Origin of the sequence: Micromonospora sp. NPDC051196, assembly GCF_040682415.1 — a bacterium.
In the GTDB taxonomy this organism is placed as follows: domain Bacteria; phylum Actinomycetota; class Actinomycetes; order Mycobacteriales; family Micromonosporaceae; genus Micromonospora.
In genome coordinates, this window is sequence record NZ_JBFBAY010000013.1 from 102,036 (window position 1) to 120,301 (window position 18,266).

The window sequence follows — 18,266 nt, forward strand, 5'->3', positions numbered from 1 at the left end:
GCAGGTACGGGTCGGGTGCCAGAGGTAGTGCCCCGGGGCCGCCCGGTCCCGTGGCACGAGCAATGCGGTTCCTCCGGTGCGGCCGGACCGGGATTCCCCGGCCACACCGGAGGGCCGCCGCCCGGTGACCCCGTCGCCATCGCACGCCCGGGGATCCGCCCGGGTGGCACATCCACCCAGGAATTCGAGTCGTCGTCCGGCTGGTCGCGCCGCCATGCGGTCGGCCGGATGCGGGTAGACAGCGGAGAGACGCCGACCGCCGCTGCCTGCCAGCCCCGTCCGTCCGTACCGCTCCGGGTCGCCGGTCCGGCGGTGACGCCGCCGACGTCGGCGCCGGCCCGGTGACTGGTGTCGGAGTGGACGGCGGACGGGGCGCAACATCCCAAACGGTATCTTTCGGAACGATCTTCTGATATCCATGTAGTTCTATGCAGGCCGGTTTTCCCCGACCGGGAAGGAGCGCCATGCGTACGGGTGTCTGGCTGGTGGGGGCGCGCGGCTCGGTCGCGACCACCAGCATCGTGGGGGCGCTCGCCCTGCGGGCCGGGCTGACCGCACCGACCGGGTGCGTCACCGAGCTGCCCGCGGTACGCGGCCCCGCCCTGCCGGCCTTCTCCGACCTGGTCTTCGGCGGGCACGACGTGGCCGCCACCCCGCTGGCCAAGCGCGCCGAGGCGCTCGCCACCGCCGGCGTACTGCCCGCTCGCCTGGTCGCCGCGCTGCCCGAGGAACTCGCCGCGGTCGACCAGGAACTGCGTCCCGCGCCGACCGGCGGCAGCCAGGCAGACCGGGCCGCCACGATGATCCGCGACCTCACCGAGTTCCGCGACCGGCACCGGCTCGCCCGGGTCGTGGTGGTCAATGTGGCGGCCACCGAACCGGCCCCCGAACCGCATCCGGCACACGCCGACCCGGCCGCGCTGAGCGCCGCCCTCACCGGCCCCGACGAGGTGTTGCCGCCCAGCTCGCTCTACGCGTACGCGGCCGTGACGGCGGGCTGCGCGTACGTCGACTTCACCCCGTCGACCGGGCTGCGGCTGCCGGCGCTGGGCGTGTTGGCCGAGCGCCACCGGGTGCCGTACGCCGGGCACGACGGCAAGACCGGGGAGACCCTGCTCAAGTCCGTGCTGGCTCCGATGTTCGCGATGCGTAACCTGCAGGTGCGCTCCTGGTCCGGCACCAACCTGCTGGGCGGGGGCGACGGGGCCACCCTGGCCGACCCGGCCGCCAACGCCGCCAAGGTACGCAGCAAGCAGCGGGTGCTCGCCGAGACGCTCGGCTACCTGCCGCAGGGCGACACCCGCATCGATTACGTCGAGGAACTCGGCGACTTCAAGACCGCCTGGGATCTGATCACCTTCGCCGGTTTCCTGGGCACCGGGATGCGGCTGGAGTTCACCTGGCACGGCTGCGACTCGGCACTGGCCGCTCCGCTCGTGCTCGACCTGGCCCGGCTCACCGCCGCCGCGCACGCCGCCGGCCGTACCGGGCCCCTGACCGAGCTGGCGTTCTTCTTCAAGGACCCGGTCGGCAGCGGTACGCACTCCCTGGCCGAGCAGTGGACCCGACTGTGCGAGTTCGCCCACCGGCTGCACACCGGAGGCACCGATGACCCGCGTGGCTGACCTCGTCGAACTGGTCCGGGCTCCGGCCGCTCTCTCGGTGCCGGGTGACGTGGTCGCCGGCGCCGCCGCCGCAGGGGCACTCGGCCCGCGTACGCCGGCTCTGGCGACCGCGTCGGTGCTGCTCTACTGGGCCGGCATGGCCGCCAACGACTGGGCCGACCGGCGGCTGGACGCGGTCGAGCGCCCGGAGCGGCCCATCCCCAGCGGACGGGTCAGCCCCGCCCTGGCGGTCGGCCTCGCCGCCGGCCTCACCGCCGCGGGCGTCGGGCTCGCCGCCGCCGCCGGAGGGCGCCGCGCCGCCGCCGTCGCGGTGCCGCTGGCCGGCACCATCTGGGGGTACGACCTCCTGGCCAAGAACACCGCTGCCGGCCCGGCCGTGATGGCCGCCTGCCGAGGGCTGGACGTGCTGCTCGGCGCCGCCGGTGGCCGCCCGATCCGGGCACTTCCGGCGGCGGTGACGGTGGCCGCGCACACCTGGACCGTGACCGCCCTCTCCCGGCGCGAGGTCGACGGCGCCGACTCCGTGTTGCCACTGCGTACCCTCGTCGGCACCGCCTTGGTCGCGGCGAGCGTCGCGGCACCCGTGATGCCGCGCCGACGCTCGCGCCCGCCGGCCGCCGCGTCCCGGCACGACGGTACGGCCAGGACTCCGGCCCCGAACGCCGCCGACCCGCGACCGACCGGCGAGGCTGGCCGCCCGTCCGTGGCCGGAGGGCGTCCCGGAGCCGGTCGTCGTGCGGTCGGCGCAGCCGCAACGGCGCTGCCGGCCGTCCTCGCCGGGTGGTACGCCGCCCGCTACGGCGCGGCGCAGGCGCGGGTGGTCACCAAGCCCACCGCCGGGCGGGTCCGGGCGGCGGTCGGTGCCGGCATCACCGGTCTGCCCGCCCTGCAGGGTGCGTTGACCGCGCGGGCCGGCGCCGGCCTGCTCGGGCTGGCGGTGGCGGCGGCGGCACCGTTGGCTCGGCGTCTGGCCCGGAAGGTCTCCCCGACATGACCGACGCTGCGAACTCCGGCACCCCCGGCGCGGGTCCCGGCGGCCTGCGCTTCGGATACGGCACCAACGGCTTCGCCAACCACCGGCTGGCCGATGCCCTGGCGGTCATCGCCGACCTCGGTTACGTCGGCGTCGCGCTCACCCTGGACCACGACCACCTCGATCCCTTCGCGCCGGAACTGGCCCGTCGGGTCGAGGCCGTCCGGCGGAGGCTGACCGAGCTCGGCCTCGCCGTGGTGATCGAGACCGGGGCCCGGTACCTGCTCGACCCGTGGCACAAGCACGCCCCGACGCTGCTGCACGACGATGCCGCCCTGCGGGTGGAGTTCCTGCGCCGGGCCGTGGCGATCGGCGCCGACCTCGGTGCCGAGGCGGTCTCCTTCTGGGCCGGGGTACGCCCCGAAGCGGTCCCGACGGCGCTGGCCTGGGACCGCTTGCTGGCCGGCTGCGCCCCCGTGGTCGAGGCCGCCGACCGCGCCGGGGTGACCCTGGGCTTCGAGCCCGAGCCGGGCATGCTGGTCGAGGACATCGCCGGCTGGCGTCGGCTCCACGCGGCGCTCGGCGCACCGGGATGTCTCGGCATCACCCTCGACATCGGGCACTGTCGCTGCCTTGAGCCGTTGCCGGTGCCCGACTGCGTGCGGGACGTCGGCGCGCACCTGGTCAACGTGCAGATCGACGACATGCGGCGCGGAGTGCACGAGCATCTGGAGTTCGGCGAGGGCGAGATCGACTTCCCGCCGGTGCTGGCCGCACTGCGCGAGGTCGGCTACCGGGGCCTGGTCGCGGTCGAGCTGCCCCGCCACTCGCACGCCGCCCCGGCCGTGGCCGCCCGCTCGCTGGATTTCCTGTGCACGGCGGCCGGCGGCGAGTCGCCTGGTCGCGACCCGAAGGCCGACACCGTTGCGCCGCAACGGCGGTATCAAGGCCGATCTGATCACGCAGTTCCGGCGAAACGGTGTTGAGAGGAGGACGGCGATGAGATCGGACGACCTGCGGGCGGCCCTGCGGGGCATACCTGACCCGGACTGGCTGGTGGCGGCCCTGCACGGCGTCGCGGCGCAGCCGTCGGCGATCACGAGGTTCTTCCCGGCGGTCGGCCGGCGTTGCGGCCGGGCCGAGCTGCCCGATCTGCCCGGCTGGACCGCCGACGAGGCGGCCCGCGCGCTGCTGCTGGCCAACCTGCCGGCTGAGCACGCCGCGCAGGCCGAAGCGCTGTACCGCACCGGGGACGCCGCCGAGAAGCGGGCCGTGCTCAAGGCGCTGCCGCTGCTGCCGATCGGCGCGGCCGGGGTGCCGCTGCTGCACGACGCACTGCGTACCAACGACACCCGGCTGGTCGCCGCAGCCCTCGGCCCGTACGCGGCGTACCTCGACGCCCCGACCTGGCGGCAGGCGGTGCTCAAGTGCGTCTTCACCGGCGTACCGCTGGCCGTGGTGGCCGACCTCGACGCCCGCGCCGACGGGGAACTGGCGGTGATGCTCGCCGGGCTCGCCGCCGAACGGCAGGCTGCCGGCCGGAGCATGCCCGAGGACGCCACCGCGCTGCTGGACCGGCTGACCGCCGGCAGCCAACCGCACCACAGGGAGGCGTGATGCGCATCTTCGACCCGCACATCCACATGACGTCGCGGACCACCGACGACTACGAGCGGATGGCCGCCGCAGGCGTGCAGGCGATCGTGGAGCCGGCGTTCTGGCTGGGCCAACCACGCACCAACGTCGGATCGTTCACCGACTACTTCGACTCGTTGGTCGGCTGGGAACCGTTCCGGGCCGGACAGTTCGGGATACGCCACCACGCCACCGTCGCGCTCAACCCCAAGGAGGCCAACGACCCGCGCTGCCGGCCGGTGCTCGACGTGCTGCCGCGCTACCTGGAGAAGGACGGCGTGGTCGCGGTCGGTGAGATCGGGTACGACTCGATGACGCCGGAGGAGGACGCCGCCTTCGCCGCCCAGCTCGCCCTGGCGGTGGCGCACGACCTGCCGGCGCTGGTGCACACCCCGCACCGGGACAAGGCCCGCGGTGTCGACCGCACCCTGGCCGTGGTCGCCGAGTCCGGCATCGAACCGGGGCGCGTGGTGGTCGACCACCTCAACGAGGTGACCGTGAAACAGGTCCGGGACACCGGCTGCTGGCTCGGCTTCTCGATCTATCCGGACACCAAGATGTCCCCGCCCCGGATGGTCGAACTGCTCAAGACGTACGGCACCGAGCGGATGCTGGTCAACTCCGCCGCCGACTGGGGGCGCTCGGATCCACTGCTCACCCGGGCCACCGGCGAGGCGATGCTGGCTGCCGGGTTCACCGACGATGATGTCGACCGGGTGCTCTGGCGTAACCCGGTCGAGTTCTACGGGCAGTCGGGCCGGCTCGACCTGCGCGACGAGGATGCCGCGGATTCCACCTTCGCCGGCAACTCGATCCTGCGCGGCGGCAGCTGATGCGACTACGACATGCCGGCGGGCGCACCATCCACCTCGGCTACTGCACCAACGTGCACCCCGCCGAGGACCTCGCCGGCATCCTCGCCCAACTCGACCGTTACGCGGTGCCGGTCCGTACGGCGCTCGGCGCCGACCTGCTCGGGCTGGGCCTGTGGCTGGCCGCGCCGGTCGCCGCGGAACTGGCCGCCGACGCGGACGCCCGTCGCCGGTTGCGCACCGAGCTGACCGTACGCGGGCTGGAAGTGGTCACCCTCAACGGTTTCCCGTACGCCGCCTTCCAGGCGCCCGTGGTCAAGGGAGCGGTCTACCAGCCGGACTGGACCACGCAGCAGCGACTGGACTACACCCTGGACCTGGCCCGGGTGCTGGCCGACCTGTTGCCCGACGACGCCGCCCGTGGCTCGATCTCCACCCTGCCGCTGGCCTGGCGCACGCCCTGGGACAGCACCCGAGCCGCCGCCGCCCGCCGCCGTCTCGACCAACTCGCCGCCGGGCTGGCCGCTGTCGAGCGGGACACCGGCCGCCCGATCCGGGTCGGCTTCGAACCGGAGCCCGGCTGCGTGGTGGAGAGCAGCGCGCAGGCCGTGACGGCACTGTCCGGGACAGACGCCGAGCGGCTCGGCGTCTGCCTCGATCTCGCCCATCTCGCCTGCGGCTGGGAGGAGCCGGTTGCCGCCCTCGACCGGCTGGCCACGGCCGGCCTGCCGGTGGTGAAGGTGCAGGTGTCCGCCGCGCTGGAAGCGGCCGACCCGACCGGTGACCCGGCCGCGCTGCGCCGCTGGGTCGAACCGCGCTTCCTGCACCAGACCCGCAGCGGCGGCTGCGCCGGGTCCCACGACCCGGCGGATCCCCGTTGGGCCGCCGACGACCTGGATCTCGCCCTCGACGCCGGGCTGCCCGGCCCGTGGCGGGTGCACTACCACGTGCCGTTGCACGCCCCGCCCGAACCGCCGCTGGGCTCGACCCTGCCGGTGCTGCGCGCCGCGCTGGCCGCACTCTTCGCCGGTGCCGACGCCGGCTGCGACCACCTCGACGTCGAGACGTACACCTGGGGGGTGCTGCCGGCGGCGCGGCGCCCGGGCAACGACGCGGAGCTGGCCGCCGGGATCGCCGCCGAGCTGGCCTTCGCCCGCGACGAACTGGTCGCCCTCGGGTTGACCCGGACCGAAACGGCGGTGATCCCGTGAGCGTGAGGAGTGAGCCGGTCTTGCGAGCCCCGCAGTCGCGAACAGAGGCGGTGATTCCGTGAGCGCGAGGAGTGAGCCGGTCTTGCGAGCCCCGCAGTCGCGAACAGAGGCGGTGATTCCGTGAGCGTGAGGAGTGAGCCGGTCTTGCGAGCCCCGCAGTCGCGAACAGAGGCGGTAATTCCATGAGCCGTAAGCTTCTGGTGTTGGACGTGGTGGGGCTGACCCCGCGGCTGCTGGCGCACATGCCCAGGCTGCGCGCGGTCGCCGACGCCGGTTTCCGTGCCGAGCTGGGTACGGTGCTGCCGGCGGTGACCTGTTCGGTGCAGTCGACCTTCCTCACCGGCGCGTTGCCCGCCGAGCACGGAATCGTCGGCAACGGCTGGTACTTCCGCGACCTCGGTGAGGTGCTGCTCTGGCGCCAGCACAACGCGCTGGTCGGCGGGGAGAAGCTCTGGCAGGCGGCCCGCCGGGTGCGACCGGGCTACACGGTGGCCAACGTCTGCTGGTGGTACGCGATGGGCGCGGACGTCGACTGGACGGTCACCCCGCGCCCGGTCTACTACGCCGACGGCCGCAAGGAGCCGGACTGCTACACCGATCCGCCGCAGCTGCACGATGACCTCACCGCGCGGTTGGGCACCTTCCCGCTGTTCACCTACTGGGGGCCGGGCGCGGGCCTGCCGTCGTCGAGGTGGATCTGCCAGGCCGCCGAGCAGATCCTCGCGACGCAGTCACCCGACCTGACCCTGGTCTACGTGCCGCACCTGGACTACGACCTGCAACGCTTCGGCCCGTCCTCGCCGCAGGCCGGCGCGGCGGCAGCCGAGCTGGACGGGGTGCTCGCTCCGCTGCTGGACGCCGCGCAGGCCCGGGACACGACGGTGGTGGTGCTCTCCGAGTACGGCATCACCGACGTCTCCCGGCCCGTCGACGTCAACCGGCTGCTCCGCGCCGAGGGGCTGCTACGGGTGCACACCCAGGCCGGCATGGAGTACCTCGACCCGTGGACGTCACGGGCGTTCGCGGTCGCCGACCACCAGGTCGCCCACGTCTACGTACGCGATCCGGCGGATGTGCCGGCGGTGGCGAAGCTCTGCGCCGGGCTGCCCGGGGTGGCCGAGGTGCTCGACTCCGGTGGTAAGGCGGCGCACGGGCTGGATCACCCGCGCGCCGGTGAGCTGGTGCTGGTGGCCGAGCCCGACGCCTGGTTCACGTACTACTACTGGCTCGACGACGCGCGGGCACCGGACTTCGCCCGGCTGGTCGAGATCCACCGCAAACCCGGGTACGACCCGGCGGAGCTGTTCTTCGACCCGGCCGCCCCGGGCGCGGCGAAGCTGCGGGCCGCCGTCGCGCTGGCGCGCAAGAAGCTGGGCATGCGGTACCTGATGAGCGTGGTCGGGCTGGATGCCGGGGCGCGGGCGGTGCGGGGTTCGCACGGGCGGCTGCCGGCCGACCCGGCGGACGGGCCGGTGCTGCTCTGCTCCGATCCTTCGGTGGGACGGGAACGCATCGCCGCCACGGAGGTGAAGGGGCTGCTGCTCAAGCTGGCCGGCTTGGAGGCGTCGTGACCGTCACGGTTGCCGCCACCGACGCGGACGAGTTGCGGGCCCGGTTCGACGCGGAGTTGACCGCCTTCCTCGACCGGCAGGACCCGGACTGGCCGGACGGCGCCCCGCGCGGGGTCTTCACCACGCTGCACCGGTTCGTGTTGGCCGGCGGCAAGCGGCTGCGACCGCTGTTCTGCTACTGGGGCTGGCGGGCGGCCGGCGGCCCGGACAGCACCCCGATCGTGGTCGCCGCCGCCGCGTTGGAGCTGTTCCACGCCTTCGCGCTGATCCACGACGACATCCTCGACGGCAGTGACCGGCGCCGGGGTGAACCCTCGGTACACCGGATCTTCGCCGATCTGCACGCCAGGTCCTCCTGGCGCGGCGATCCCGAGGCGTACGGGCGCAACACCGCCCTGCTCTGCGGTGACCTCTGCGCCGCCTGGTCGGATCAGATGTTCCACGAGTGCGGCTTGGACGCCGAGGTGGTGCACCGGGGGTACGCGGTCTTCTCGCTGATGCGTACGGAGGTGATCGCGGGGGAGTATCTCGACCTGGTCTCCGGTGTCGGTGGCGGCTCGGTGGCCAGCGCGCTCACCGTGATCCGGATGAAGGCGGCCCGGTACACGGTGACCCGACCGTTGCAGATCGGTGCCACGCTGGCCGGTGCGCCGCCGGGGCTGGTCACCGCGCTGGCCGAGTTCGGCGACCCGTTGGGGGACGCCTTCCAGTTGCGCGACGACGTGCTCGGGGTCTTCGGCGATCCGGCGGTCACCGGCAAGTCGATCCTCGACGACCTGCGCGAGGGCAAGCCGACAGTGATGATGGCGTTGGCTCGCGATGCCGCCGACCGGGCCCAGAGTGCCCGCTTGCGGGAGCTGTTCGGCAATCCCGACCTGGACGCCGAGGGCGCCGCCGAGCTGCGCGAGATCATCGAGAGCACCGGCGCGCGTACCAAGATCGAGCAGATGATCCAGGTCCGGGCCGACACCGCGCTGGCCGCCCTGGCGCAGACCGCGGTCCCGCCGGAGAGTCGGGCGGCGCTGATCGCGCTGGCTGTGCAGGCGATCGACCGGCGCCTATGACCTGCGGGCGGATCGTCTGGGACCCGCCAGCTTTTGATCAGATATACGAAAGTCCATGCATCCCCGGCGGAAGGTATGGACACATAGACGAATGTCATTTAGTGTCGTAGCCGGTACCGAAATGTTTCGGTGAGGTGAACCGGCGGCGCGGGAACCCTCCGACTGGCCCTTCTCCATCCACCGCGCGACCGGGGGCACCCGGCCATGGTCGTCCGTGCGAGGTGGGCAGGGGCACTGGTGACCGCCGAGCACATGGCCCGCCGGCCATCGGCGGCCACGGCCGACCGGGCGCGACTTCCGGCGGCCGACGGCATCCCCGGCTACGGCACTCGGCGCGACGGCGCGCGCCCCGGCCTGGCTTTACCCGTCAGGAAGGGACAGCCTCACATGTCCACAACGGACAGCACCCGCCACCCCGCACGATGGTTCTCCGCCGGCTCGACGCTGCTCCTGGTCGCCACGGTCGGCACGGTCGCCCTCGGTACCGGTCCGACCGCGCTCGGCGGCCCGACCCCGGCCCGCGCCCACCCCATCGTCGCCAGCGACTTCCAGCAGGTCACCCTCGCCAAGGGGGTCGCCGAGGTCGGCGAGCCGATGACTCTCGCGGTGCTGCCGGACCGTTCGGTCCTGCACACCGCCCGCAACGGCACGCTGCGCCGCACCGACGCGGCCGACACCACCACGGTGATCGGCACGATCCCGGTCTACACCCACGACGAGGAAGGCTTGCAGGGCGTCGGCGTCGACCCCAACTTCGCCAGCAACCGGCACATCTTCCTCTACTACGCGCCGCCGCTGTCCACCCCGGGTGGCGACGCACCGGCCACCGGCACCAACTTCTCCGCCTGGCAGGGCGTCAACCGGCTCTCCCGGTTCACCCTGAACGCCGACTTCACCGTCAACCAGGCCAGCCGGGTCGACGTCCTCGACGTCGCCGCCGACCGGGGCATGTGCTGCCACGTCGGTGGCGACATCGACTTCGACGCCGCCGGCAACCTCTACCTCTCCACCGGCGACGACACCAACCCGTTCGACTCCGGCGGGTACGCCCCGATCGACGAGCGGACCAACCGCAACCCGGCGTACGACGCGCAACGCAGCGCGGCCAACACCAACGACCTGCGCGGCAAGATCCTCCGGATCAAGGTCAACGCCAACGGGACGTACTCCATCCCGGCCGGCAACATGTTCGCCCCCGGCACGGCGGGCACCCGTCCGGAGATCTACGCGATGGGGTTGCGCAACCCGTTCCGGATGAGCGTCGACAAAGCCACCGGCATCGTCTACGTCGGCGACTACGGGCCGGACGCCGGCTCCACCAGCGCCCGTGGCCCCTCCGGACAGGTCGAGTTCAACCGGATCACCGGGCCCGGCTTCTACGGCTGGCCGTACTGCACCGGCACCAACACCACCAACGAGACGTACGCCGAATGGAACTTCGCCAACAACACCGCCGGGGCGAAGTACAACTGCACCGGGGGCGCCACCAACAACTCGTTCCGCAACACCGGCCTGACCACCCTGCCTGCGACCAAACCCGCCTGGATCCGGTACGCCGGAGACGCCGGCAGCCCGCCGGAGTTCGGCGGCGGCTCCGAGTCGCCGATGGCCGGCCCGGTCTACCGTTACAACGCCGCGTCGACGTCGACCACGAAGTGGCCGCAGAGCTTCGACGGGCAGTTCTTCGCCGGTGAGTTCGGTCGAGGCTGGATCAAGCCGATCCACGTCAACGCCGACGGCTCGGTGGGCACCATCGACGCCTCCTTCCCGTGGAACGGCAAACAGGTCATGGACCTGGCATTCGGCCCCGACGGCGCGCTCTACGTGCTGGACTACGGCACCGGCTACTTCAACGGCGACCACAACTCGGCCCTGTACCGGTACGACTACGTCGGCGGCGGCAATCGGGCGCCGACGGCGGTGGCCTCGGCCGACAAGACCTCCGGGGTCGCCCCGTTGACCGTGAACTTTTCCTCGGCCGGGTCATCCGATCCGGAGGGCGGGGCGCTGACCTACTCGTGGGCCTTCGGTGACGGCAGCACCTCGACGGCGGCCAACCCGAGCAAGACGTACACCGCCAACGGCAACTACACCGCCACGCTGACCGTACGCGACCCGCAGGGCGCCACCGGCACGGCGAGCGTACGGATCGGGGTCGGCAACACCGCGCCGACGGTCACCATCAACAGCCCCGGCAACGGTCAACTGTTCAGCTTCGGCGACACCGTGCCGTTCAGCATCACCGTCACCGACCCGGAGGACGGCACCATCGACTGCACCAAGGTCAAGATGACCTACGTGCTGGGCCACGACAGCCACGGTCACCAGATCACCTCCCAGAACGGCTGTTCCGGCTCGATCGCCGTGCCGGTCGACGGTGAACACGACGAGGCGGCCAACATCTTCGGCATCTTCGACGCCGAATACACCGACGCCGGCGGCCTGACCACCCACACGCAGCACACCCTCCAGCCCCGCAAGCGGCAGGCGGAGCACTTCAAGACCGCCTCCGGTGTCGCCACCTTCGACAAGACGACCGCCGAGGGCGGCAAGACCGTCGGCAACATCAACAACGGGGACTGGATCGCGTTCGAGCCGTACCGGCTGGGCAACGTCACCTCGTTCAGCGCCCGGGTCTCCTCGGCCGGCTCCGGTGGCACCCTCCAGGTGCGGGCCGGTTCGGCCACCGGCACCGTCCTCGGCTCGGCGACCGTCCCGGTCACCGGCGCCTGGGACACCTTCACCACGGTCACCGGCGGCATCAGCACCCCGCCCACCGGCACCACCACGCTCTACCTGACCTTCGCCGGCTCGGGCACCGGCGCCCTCTACGACCTGGACTCGTTCGCCCTGACCACGGGCAGCGGTGGCACCGACCGGATCGGCCCGATCACCGGCCTGGGCGGCAAGTGCCTCGACGTACGCAACGCGGCGACCGCCGACGGCACCCAGATCCAGATCTTCACCTGCAACGGCACCGCCGCGCAGACCTGGTCCGTGACACCGAACTCGACGATCCGGGCGTTGGGTAAGTGCCTGGACGTCAGCGCCGCCGGTACGGCGGACGGAACGAAGATCCAGTTGTGGACGTGCAACGGCAGCGGCGCCCAGGCCTGGTCGGCGCAGTCGAACGGCACGCTGCGCAATCAGAACTCCGGCAAGTGCCTGGACGTGTCGGACAACAGTCCGGCCGACAGCCAGGCGGTGCACCTGTGGACCTGCCACACCAACGCCAACCAGCGCTGGATCCTTCCGTAGCTGAAAGGAAGGGGCCCATAGCGCGTTGTACAGGGGCCCCTTCCTGACACGATGATCGTTTGGGAGAGCGACATGCGCAGACTGCTCCGACCCGTACTCGGCGTGGCCACCGCGGCCCTCGCCGTCCTCGCCTGCACCACCCCGGCCACCCCGGCCAGCGCCGCCGACACCCCGTACGACGTGCTGGTCTTCTCCAAGACGGCGGGCTTCCGGCACGACTCCATCGCCGTCGGCACCCAGACCATCCGTGACCTGGGCGCGGCCAACAGCTTCACGGTCACCGCCACCGAGGACGCCGCCGTCTTCACCACCGGCAACCTCGCCCAGTACGAGGCGGTGATCTTCCTCAACACCACCGGCGACGTGCTCAACGCCAGCCAGCAGACCGCCTTCGAGTCGTACATCGGCGCCGGTGGCGGTTACGTGGGCGTGCACGCCGCCGCCGACACCGAGTACGGCTGGTCCTTCTACGGCAACCTGGTCGGGGCGTACTTCCGCTCCCACCCGGCCATCCAGCAGGCCACGGTCCGGGTGGAGAACCGCGCCCACGCGGCCACCGCCCACCTGCCGCAGACCTGGACCCGCACCGACGAGTGGTACGACTACCAGGCCAACCCCCGTCCCGGCGCCCGTATCCTGGCAAACCTGGACGAGTCGTCGTACTCCGGTGGCGTGATGGGGGCCGACCACCCGATCGCCTGGTGCAAGACGTACGCCGGAGGCCGGTCCTTCTACACCGGGGCCGGGCACACCCAGGCGTCGTACGCCGAGCCGACCTTCCGGGCGCACCTGCTCGGCGGCATCCGGTACGCGGCCGGTCGCACCAAGGCCGACTGCCGCCCCGAGACCGGTTACACCACGCTCTACAACGGCTCGACCACCGGCTGGTCCCAGGCCGGGCCGGGCAGCTTCACCAACTCCGACGCCACCCTGACCTCGGTCGGCGGGATGGGCCTGTACTGGTACAGCGCGAAGGAGTTCACCAACTACTCGCTCAAGCTGGACTGGCGGCTCGCCGGTGACGACAACTCGGGGGTGTTCATCGGCTTCCCGCCGTCGAGCGACCCGAACTCGGCCGTCAACAACGGCTACGAGGTGCAGATCGACCCCACCGACGCCGCGGACCGCACCACCGGCGCGGTGTACGGCTTCAAGTCCGCCGACCTCGCCGCCCGCGACGCGGCGCTGAACCCGCCGGGGGAGTGGAACACCTACGAACTGCTGGTGGAGGGGGAGCGCCTACAGGTGTTCCTGAACGGGGCGAAGATCAATGACTTCACCAACACCGACCCGGTCCGTTCGCTCGCCGGCCACATCGGCATCCAGAACCACGGCACCGGCGACGACGTCTCGTTCCGCAACATCCGGATCAAGGAGTTGGGCGGCTCGAACCCGCCGCCGGTCGGCAACACGACGGTGCAGGCCGAGGCGTTCAACTCGGCCAACGGGGTGACCGTGGTCAGCAAGACCGGCGCCAACGGCGGCCAGGTGCTGGGCTACATCGAGCCGGGCGACTGGGCGGCGTACCACAATCTCGACCTGACCGGCGTCACCTCGCTGCGCGCCCGGATCGCCTCCGCCGGTCCCGGCGGGACCATCCAGGTGCGTACCGGCTCGGCCACGGGCACCGTGCTCGGCTCGGTGGCGGCACCGAACACCGGCAGCTGGAACACCTTCGTCGATGTCAGCACCACGCTGTCCAACGTCCCGTCCGGCACCCACAACGTCTACCTGACCTTCACCGGTTCCGGTTCCGGCCTGTTCGACATCGACGACTTCACCCTGATCCGGGGCAGCGGCGGGACCGGCGGAACCGGTCCGATCACCGGCCTGGCCGGTAAGTGCCTGGACGTGCGGAACGCTTCCTCGGCGGACGGCACGCAGATCCAGATCTTCACCTGCAACGGCAGCGCCGCGCAGACCTGGACGGTGACGCCGAACTCGACGATCCGGGCGTTGGGCAAGTGCCTGGACGTGAGCGGTGGCGCGTCTGCGGACGGTACGAAGATCCAGCTGTGGACGTGCAACGGTGGCGGCGCACAGAACTGGGCCGCGCAGTCGAACGGCACCTTGCGTAACCCGCAGTCGGGCAAGTGCCTGGACGTGTCCAACAACAGCTCCACCGACGGTCAGGCGGTGCACCTGTGGACCTGCCACACCAACGCCAACCAGCGCTGGATCCTCCCGTAGCGAGTAAGGAAGGGCCCCTTGTTAACGCCTGGCGTGGTACAGGGGCCCCCTCTTAACACGGGCGAACGCCAGGGCCTTTTGCGTCGCGGGCGACCGGCCTAGAGTGAAGGCGGCGACCGCGAGGTGGCCGGTGAGCCGACGGGAGGCGCAACCCGTCGGCCCCAGGCGTGACCACGCCCACCGGCACACCATCACCGGCCGTCCGCATCCGGCATCCCTCGCCCCGGTCACGCAGGTACGGAATCCCCATCACCACGACAGGGGAAAAGGACAGATGGCGCGACCGATCACGCTGTTCACCGGCCAGTGGGCCGACCTTCCGTTCGACGAAGTGTGCCGGCTCGCCGCCGAGTGGGGCTACGACGGCCTGGAACTCGCCTGCTGGGGCGACCACTTCGAGGTCGACAAGGCCCTCGCCGACGACTCGTACGTCGACCGCAAGCGGGAGACGCTGGCCAAGCACAACCTCCAGGTCTTCACGATCTCCAACCACCTGGTCGGCCAGGCGGTCTGCGACCACCCGATCGACGAGCGGCACCAGGGCATCCTGCCGGCCCGGATCTGGGGCGACGGTGAGCCTGAAGGGGTACGTCAGCGGGCCGCCGAGGAGATCAAGGACACCGCCCGTGCGGCGGCCAAGCTCGGCGTCAACACCGTCGTCGGCTTCACCGGCTCGTCGATCTGGCACACCCTGGCGATGTTCCCGCCGGTGCCGCCGTCGATGATCGACCGCGGCTACCAGGACTTCGCCGACCGGTGGAATCCGATTCTCGACGTCTTCGACGAGGTGGGGGTGCGGTTCGCCCACGAGGTGCACCCGAGCGAGATCGCCTACGACTACTACACCACCAAGCGGACCCTGGAGGCGATCGACCACCGGCCCGCGTTCGGCCTGAACTGGGATCCGTCGCACTTCGTCTGGCAGGAGCTGGACCCGGTCAACTTCATCTTCGACTTCGCCGACCGGATCTACCACGTCGACTGCAAGGACGCCAAGGTGCGTACCGGCGACGGCCGGCGCGGCCGGCTCGCCTCGCACCTGCCCTGGGCCGACCTGCGTCGCGGCTGGGACTTCGTCTCCACCGGCCACGGTGACGTGCCGTGGGAGGACTGCTTCCGGGCGCTCAACGCGATCGGCTACGACGGGCCGATCTCGATCGAGTGGGAGGACGCCGGCATGGATCGCCTGGTCGGCGCTCCGGAGGCGCTCCAGTTCGTCCGCCGGCTCGCCTTCGACGCCCCCGCCGCCGCCTTCGACGCGGCGTTCAGCAGCAAGGACTGAACCAACCCTCCGCGGGGCCCGGCGACCACCGGGCCTCGCGGAAGCATGCCCGCCGACCACCGTGGCGACTCGTGGCTCGCGGGAACACGCCGGGTCGGCGCGATTTCGGGGAAGCGCGGATTCCGGGCCGGTCGCTGCTGCGGTACCGCCGGAAACCCCGTGCTTGGCGCCGTCAGCCGAAAGTGAAGACGTAATCGCTGGCCAACCGGGCCGCACCCACCAGGGCGGCCCGGTCGGCCAGGTCGGAGAGGACCACCGGCATCGTGCCGGTGGCCAGCGGTGCCGACCGGCGGTAGACCACGCCACGGATCTCGGAGAGCAGGACGTGCCCGAGGCCGTCCGGCGCCCCGCCGATCACCACGATGCCCGGATTGAAGAAGCTGACCAGGCCGACGAGCACCCGCCCCACCCGGCGGGCCGCGTCGCGGACCAGCGCCTGGGCGGCCGGATCACCGGCGGTTGCCGCGGCGGCGATGTCCGGCACGGTGAGCGTGCCCGTCTCGGCCAGCCGGGCCGCCAGCAACTCCGACCGGCCACCGCGGGCAGCCGCCGACGCTGCCCGGACCAGCCCCGCGTCACCGCAGTACGCCTCCAGGCAGCCGAACTCGCCGCATGCGCAGACCGGCCCGTCCTCACCGAGCGGCAGGTGGGCGATGTCGCCGGCGCTGCTCGTCGCCCCCCGGTAGAGCGAGCCGCTGAGCACCAAGCCGCAGCCGATCGCCGTGCCGAGTTTCAGGTAGAGGAAGTCGTCGAAGGTCCGGCCGATGCCGGCGTGCTGCTCACCGAGGGCGAGTACGTTCGCGTCGTTGTCGACCAGCGCCGGACAGCCCAACTCGGTGGCGAACGCGTCGCGGACCGGGAAGCGCTGCCAGCCGGGCAGCACGGCCGGCGCGACCGAGGTGCCGCCGTCGACCGGCCCGGGCAGCGCGACGCCGACCCCGGTGAGTTCGGCGACGCCGAGTTCGGCGCGAAGCTTCTCGATCAACTCGACGGCTCGGGCGATCACCGGTTCCGGTCCGCCCCGAACGTCCACCGGTTCACCGGTTTCGGCCAGTACGTTGAGCTCACCGTCGGTCAGCGCCACGTTGATCCGGTCGGCCGCCACGACGACGCTGGCGAAACGCACCCGGCTGGCCAGGCGCAGCAACGACGACCGGCGCCCGCCCCGGGAGGCGGCCGGCCCGGCGGTCTCGACCAGCCTGCGTGTGACGAGCCGATCCAACTCGGTGGTGAGCGTCGAGCGGGACAACCCCAGGACGTCACCCAGTTCCACCCGGGAGCGGGGGCCGTCGTCGCGTAGCAGTCGGACCAGTCTCGCCTGCTGGGGATTCTCTGGTCGGACGAGCGTCATCACCAACACCTCCCGTCCGAAGTCTTCCATGTGGGTGTTTCCAGCCTGTAGCGGGCCGGGGGCCGCATCCGTCACCGGATGCGGCCCCGGGTTGCAGATGTCACCGCGGGCGGTGCCGGCTCCGGCGGGCACGCCCGCCGGAGCCGGCACCGGGTCCACGGTCTCCCGCATGTCGGGTCTGTCAGCCCCGCAGACCCGACATGTGCTGGTAGCTCACCTCGGCGTAGCGCAGCGAGCGGCCCGGGTCGGCGGCCCCGCCCGGCGCGTTGTCCTGCTCCCACATCGGGTTGTGGTAACCCTTGGCGCCCATGTTGGCGAAGAAGTTGCCGTAGTCGATGTCGCCCTGGCCGAGCGGCACCATCTCGTACCCGGCCGCGACGTTCGGGTTGAACGCGCCGTCCTTGGCGTGGAACAACGGGAACCGCATGGTCCGGGTCGCCACCGTGGCCAGCGGGTCGAAGACGTCGGTCTGCGGGTTGCCGTCCGGGTCGGTGTAGGTACGAAAGCGGTGCTGGGCCACGTGCGCCCAGTAGATGTCCATCTCGAAGAAGACCTTGTCGGCCTCGGTCTTGTCGAAGAAGTACTCCAGCTTGCGGATGCCGGAGGACCGGGTGGGTCGGCCCAGCCCGTCCAGCGGCCCGCTGTCGAGCAGGAAGTTGTACGCCGCGTCGTGGTTGTGCGTGTACAGCTTCAGCCCACGGGCGCGGGCCATCTCACCGAAGAGGTTCCACCGGTCGGCGGCGGCGTCCCAGTCGGCCTTGTAGTTGCTGTTCGTCGGGTCGCTGCCGGTGCCGATGTGCTGCATGCCGAGGATCTCGGCGGTGTCGAGGGTCCGCTCGAACGCGGCAATGGTGTCCGGCGTGACCGTGCTGGGGATCGAGGCGTGCGAGCCGTTGGCGCGCAGCCCGTTGTCGTCCAGGATCTTCCGGATCTCCGTCGGGGTGATCTGCCGGCCGAGGATGCTCGTGTGCTGGTTGTAGCCGGCGAACTCCACCTCCTTGTAGCCGATCTCGGCGAGCCGGCCGAGCACCCGCTCGAAGCCGTACGGCACCCCGCTGGTGTCCGGCGCGGCGCTGATCCGGTCCCGGACGCTGTACAGGATGATGCCCCGCTTGCCGGGCGGAACGAGCACCCCGTTGCCGTTGCCCTTGCTGCTGGCGACGGCGGCGGTGCCGAAGCCGGTGGCGCCGACGGCCGCCGCGCCGGCGACCCCGGCGAAGGCGCCGAGTATCCGGCGCCGGCTCAATCCGTGCTGACTGTCGCTCATGTCCTACTGCCTTTCTCGGTGGTGTTA

13 protein-coding genes are annotated in these 18,266 nt (G+C 71.7%); 11 read left to right on the forward strand and 2 right to left on the reverse strand.

Annotated features, from left to right (window positions below; genetic code table 11):
- Positions 1-464: 464 nt before the first annotated feature.
- From AB0M35_RS23030 to AB0M35_RS23080, 11 genes are all read left to right on the forward strand, one after another.
- Positions 465-1,625: an inositol-3-phosphate synthase gene (locus AB0M35_RS23030; RefSeq protein ID WP_363747722.1), complete on the forward strand. Its 1,161-nt coding sequence runs from the start codon at positions 465-467 to the stop codon at positions 1,623-1,625.
- Positions 1,609-2,619, forward strand: a complete 1,011-nt coding sequence (locus AB0M35_RS23035; RefSeq protein WP_363747723.1) for an SCO3242 family prenyltransferase — start codon at positions 1,609-1,611, stop codon at positions 2,617-2,619. Before AB0M35_RS23030 ends, AB0M35_RS23035 begins: the two co-directional genes overlap by 17 nt.
- Positions 2,616-3,584, forward strand: a complete 969-nt coding sequence (locus tag AB0M35_RS23040; RefSeq protein ID WP_363747725.1) for a sugar phosphate isomerase/epimerase family protein — start codon at positions 2,616-2,618, stop codon at positions 3,582-3,584. The genes AB0M35_RS23035 and AB0M35_RS23040 overlap by 4 nt, the downstream gene beginning before the upstream one ends.
- Positions 3,585-3,597: 13 nt before the next feature.
- Complete coding sequence (locus AB0M35_RS23045; protein WP_363747727.1) at positions 3,598-4,215, forward strand: EboA domain-containing protein; 618 nt, start codon at positions 3,598-3,600, stop codon at positions 4,213-4,215.
- Positions 4,215-5,066 (forward strand): TatD family hydrolase, encoded by an 852-nt coding sequence (locus tag AB0M35_RS23050; protein WP_363747729.1) that lies wholly within the window; start codon positions 4,215-4,217, stop codon positions 5,064-5,066. The genes AB0M35_RS23045 and AB0M35_RS23050 overlap by 1 nt, the downstream gene beginning before the upstream one ends.
- The gene (gene eboE / locus AB0M35_RS23055; protein ID WP_363747731.1) at positions 5,066-6,256 is read left to right on the forward strand and encodes a metabolite traffic protein EboE; all 1,191 of its coding nucleotides are present in this window, start codon (positions 5,066-5,068) and stop codon (positions 6,254-6,256) included. Before AB0M35_RS23050 ends, eboE begins: the two co-directional genes overlap by 1 nt.
- A 182-nt stretch (positions 6,257-6,438) precedes the next feature.
- A complete protein-coding gene (locus tag AB0M35_RS23060; protein WP_363747733.1) occupies positions 6,439-7,827 on the forward strand; it encodes a nucleotide pyrophosphatase/phosphodiesterase family protein in 1,389 nt (462 codons plus the stop codon).
- Entirely contained in the window at positions 7,824-8,891 is a 1,068-nt protein-coding gene (locus AB0M35_RS23065) for a polyprenyl synthetase family protein (RefSeq protein ID WP_363747734.1), read from the forward strand. The genes AB0M35_RS23060 and AB0M35_RS23065 overlap by 4 nt, the downstream gene beginning before the upstream one ends.
- 387 nt (positions 8,892-9,278) lie before the next feature.
- Entirely contained in the window at positions 9,279-12,149 is a 2,871-nt protein-coding gene (locus AB0M35_RS23070; RefSeq protein WP_363747735.1) for a PQQ-dependent sugar dehydrogenase, read from the forward strand.
- A gap of 72 nt (positions 12,150-12,221) precedes the next feature.
- Complete coding sequence (locus tag AB0M35_RS23075) at positions 12,222-14,339, forward strand: ThuA domain-containing protein (RefSeq protein WP_363747736.1); 2,118 nt, start codon at positions 12,222-12,224, stop codon at positions 14,337-14,339.
- Between the two features lie 274 nt (positions 14,340-14,613).
- On the forward strand, positions 14,614-15,621 hold the full coding sequence (locus AB0M35_RS23080; RefSeq protein WP_363747737.1) for a sugar phosphate isomerase/epimerase family protein: 1,008 nt from the start codon (positions 14,614-14,616) through the stop codon (positions 15,619-15,621).
- A gap of 172 nt (positions 15,622-15,793) precedes the next feature.
- On the opposite strand, the gene AB0M35_RS23085 is transcribed toward AB0M35_RS23080, so the two are convergent.
- On the reverse strand, positions 15,794-16,972 hold the full coding sequence (locus tag AB0M35_RS23085; RefSeq protein ID WP_363747809.1) for an ROK family transcriptional regulator: 1,179 nt from the start codon (positions 16,970-16,972) through the stop codon (positions 15,794-15,796).
- Positions 16,973-17,153: 181 nt separating this feature from the next.
- Positions 17,154-18,239: a sugar phosphate isomerase/epimerase family protein gene (locus AB0M35_RS23090; RefSeq protein ID WP_363747738.1), complete on the reverse strand. Its 1,086-nt coding sequence runs from the start codon at positions 18,237-18,239 to the stop codon at positions 17,154-17,156.
- Between the last annotated feature and the right edge of the window lie 27 nt (positions 18,240-18,266).

Coding starts and splice junctions, on each gene's coding strand:
- AB0M35_RS23030 (WP_363747722.1), top strand. CDS start 465: ATGCGTACGGGTGTCTGGCTGGTGGGGGCGCGCGGCTCGGTCGCGACC.
- AB0M35_RS23045 (WP_363747727.1), top strand. CDS start 3,598: ATGAGATCGGACGACCTGCGGGCGGCCCTGCGGGGCATACCTGACCCG.
- AB0M35_RS23070 (WP_363747735.1), top strand. CDS start 9,279: ATGTCCACAACGGACAGCACCCGCCACCCCGCACGATGGTTCTCCGCC.
- AB0M35_RS23050 (WP_363747729.1), top strand. CDS start 4,215: ATGCGCATCTTCGACCCGCACATCCACATGACGTCGCGGACCACCGAC.
- AB0M35_RS23035 (WP_363747723.1), top strand. CDS start 1,609: ATGACCCGCGTGGCTGACCTCGTCGAACTGGTCCGGGCTCCGGCCGCT.
- AB0M35_RS23090 (WP_363747738.1), bottom strand. CDS start 18,239: ATGAGCGACAGTCAGCACGGATTGAGCCGGCGCCGGATACTCGGCGCC.
- AB0M35_RS23085 (WP_363747809.1), bottom strand. CDS start 16,972: ATGACGCTCGTCCGACCAGAGAATCCCCAGCAGGCGAGACTGGTCCGA.
- AB0M35_RS23060 (WP_363747733.1), top strand. CDS start 6,439: ATGAGCCGTAAGCTTCTGGTGTTGGACGTGGTGGGGCTGACCCCGCGG.
- AB0M35_RS23040 (WP_363747725.1), top strand. CDS start 2,616: ATGACCGACGCTGCGAACTCCGGCACCCCCGGCGCGGGTCCCGGCGGC.
- AB0M35_RS23075 (WP_363747736.1), top strand. CDS start 12,222: ATGCGCAGACTGCTCCGACCCGTACTCGGCGTGGCCACCGCGGCCCTC.
- eboE (WP_363747731.1), top strand. CDS start 5,066: ATGCGACTACGACATGCCGGCGGGCGCACCATCCACCTCGGCTACTGC.
- AB0M35_RS23080 (WP_363747737.1), top strand. CDS start 14,614: ATGGCGCGACCGATCACGCTGTTCACCGGCCAGTGGGCCGACCTTCCG.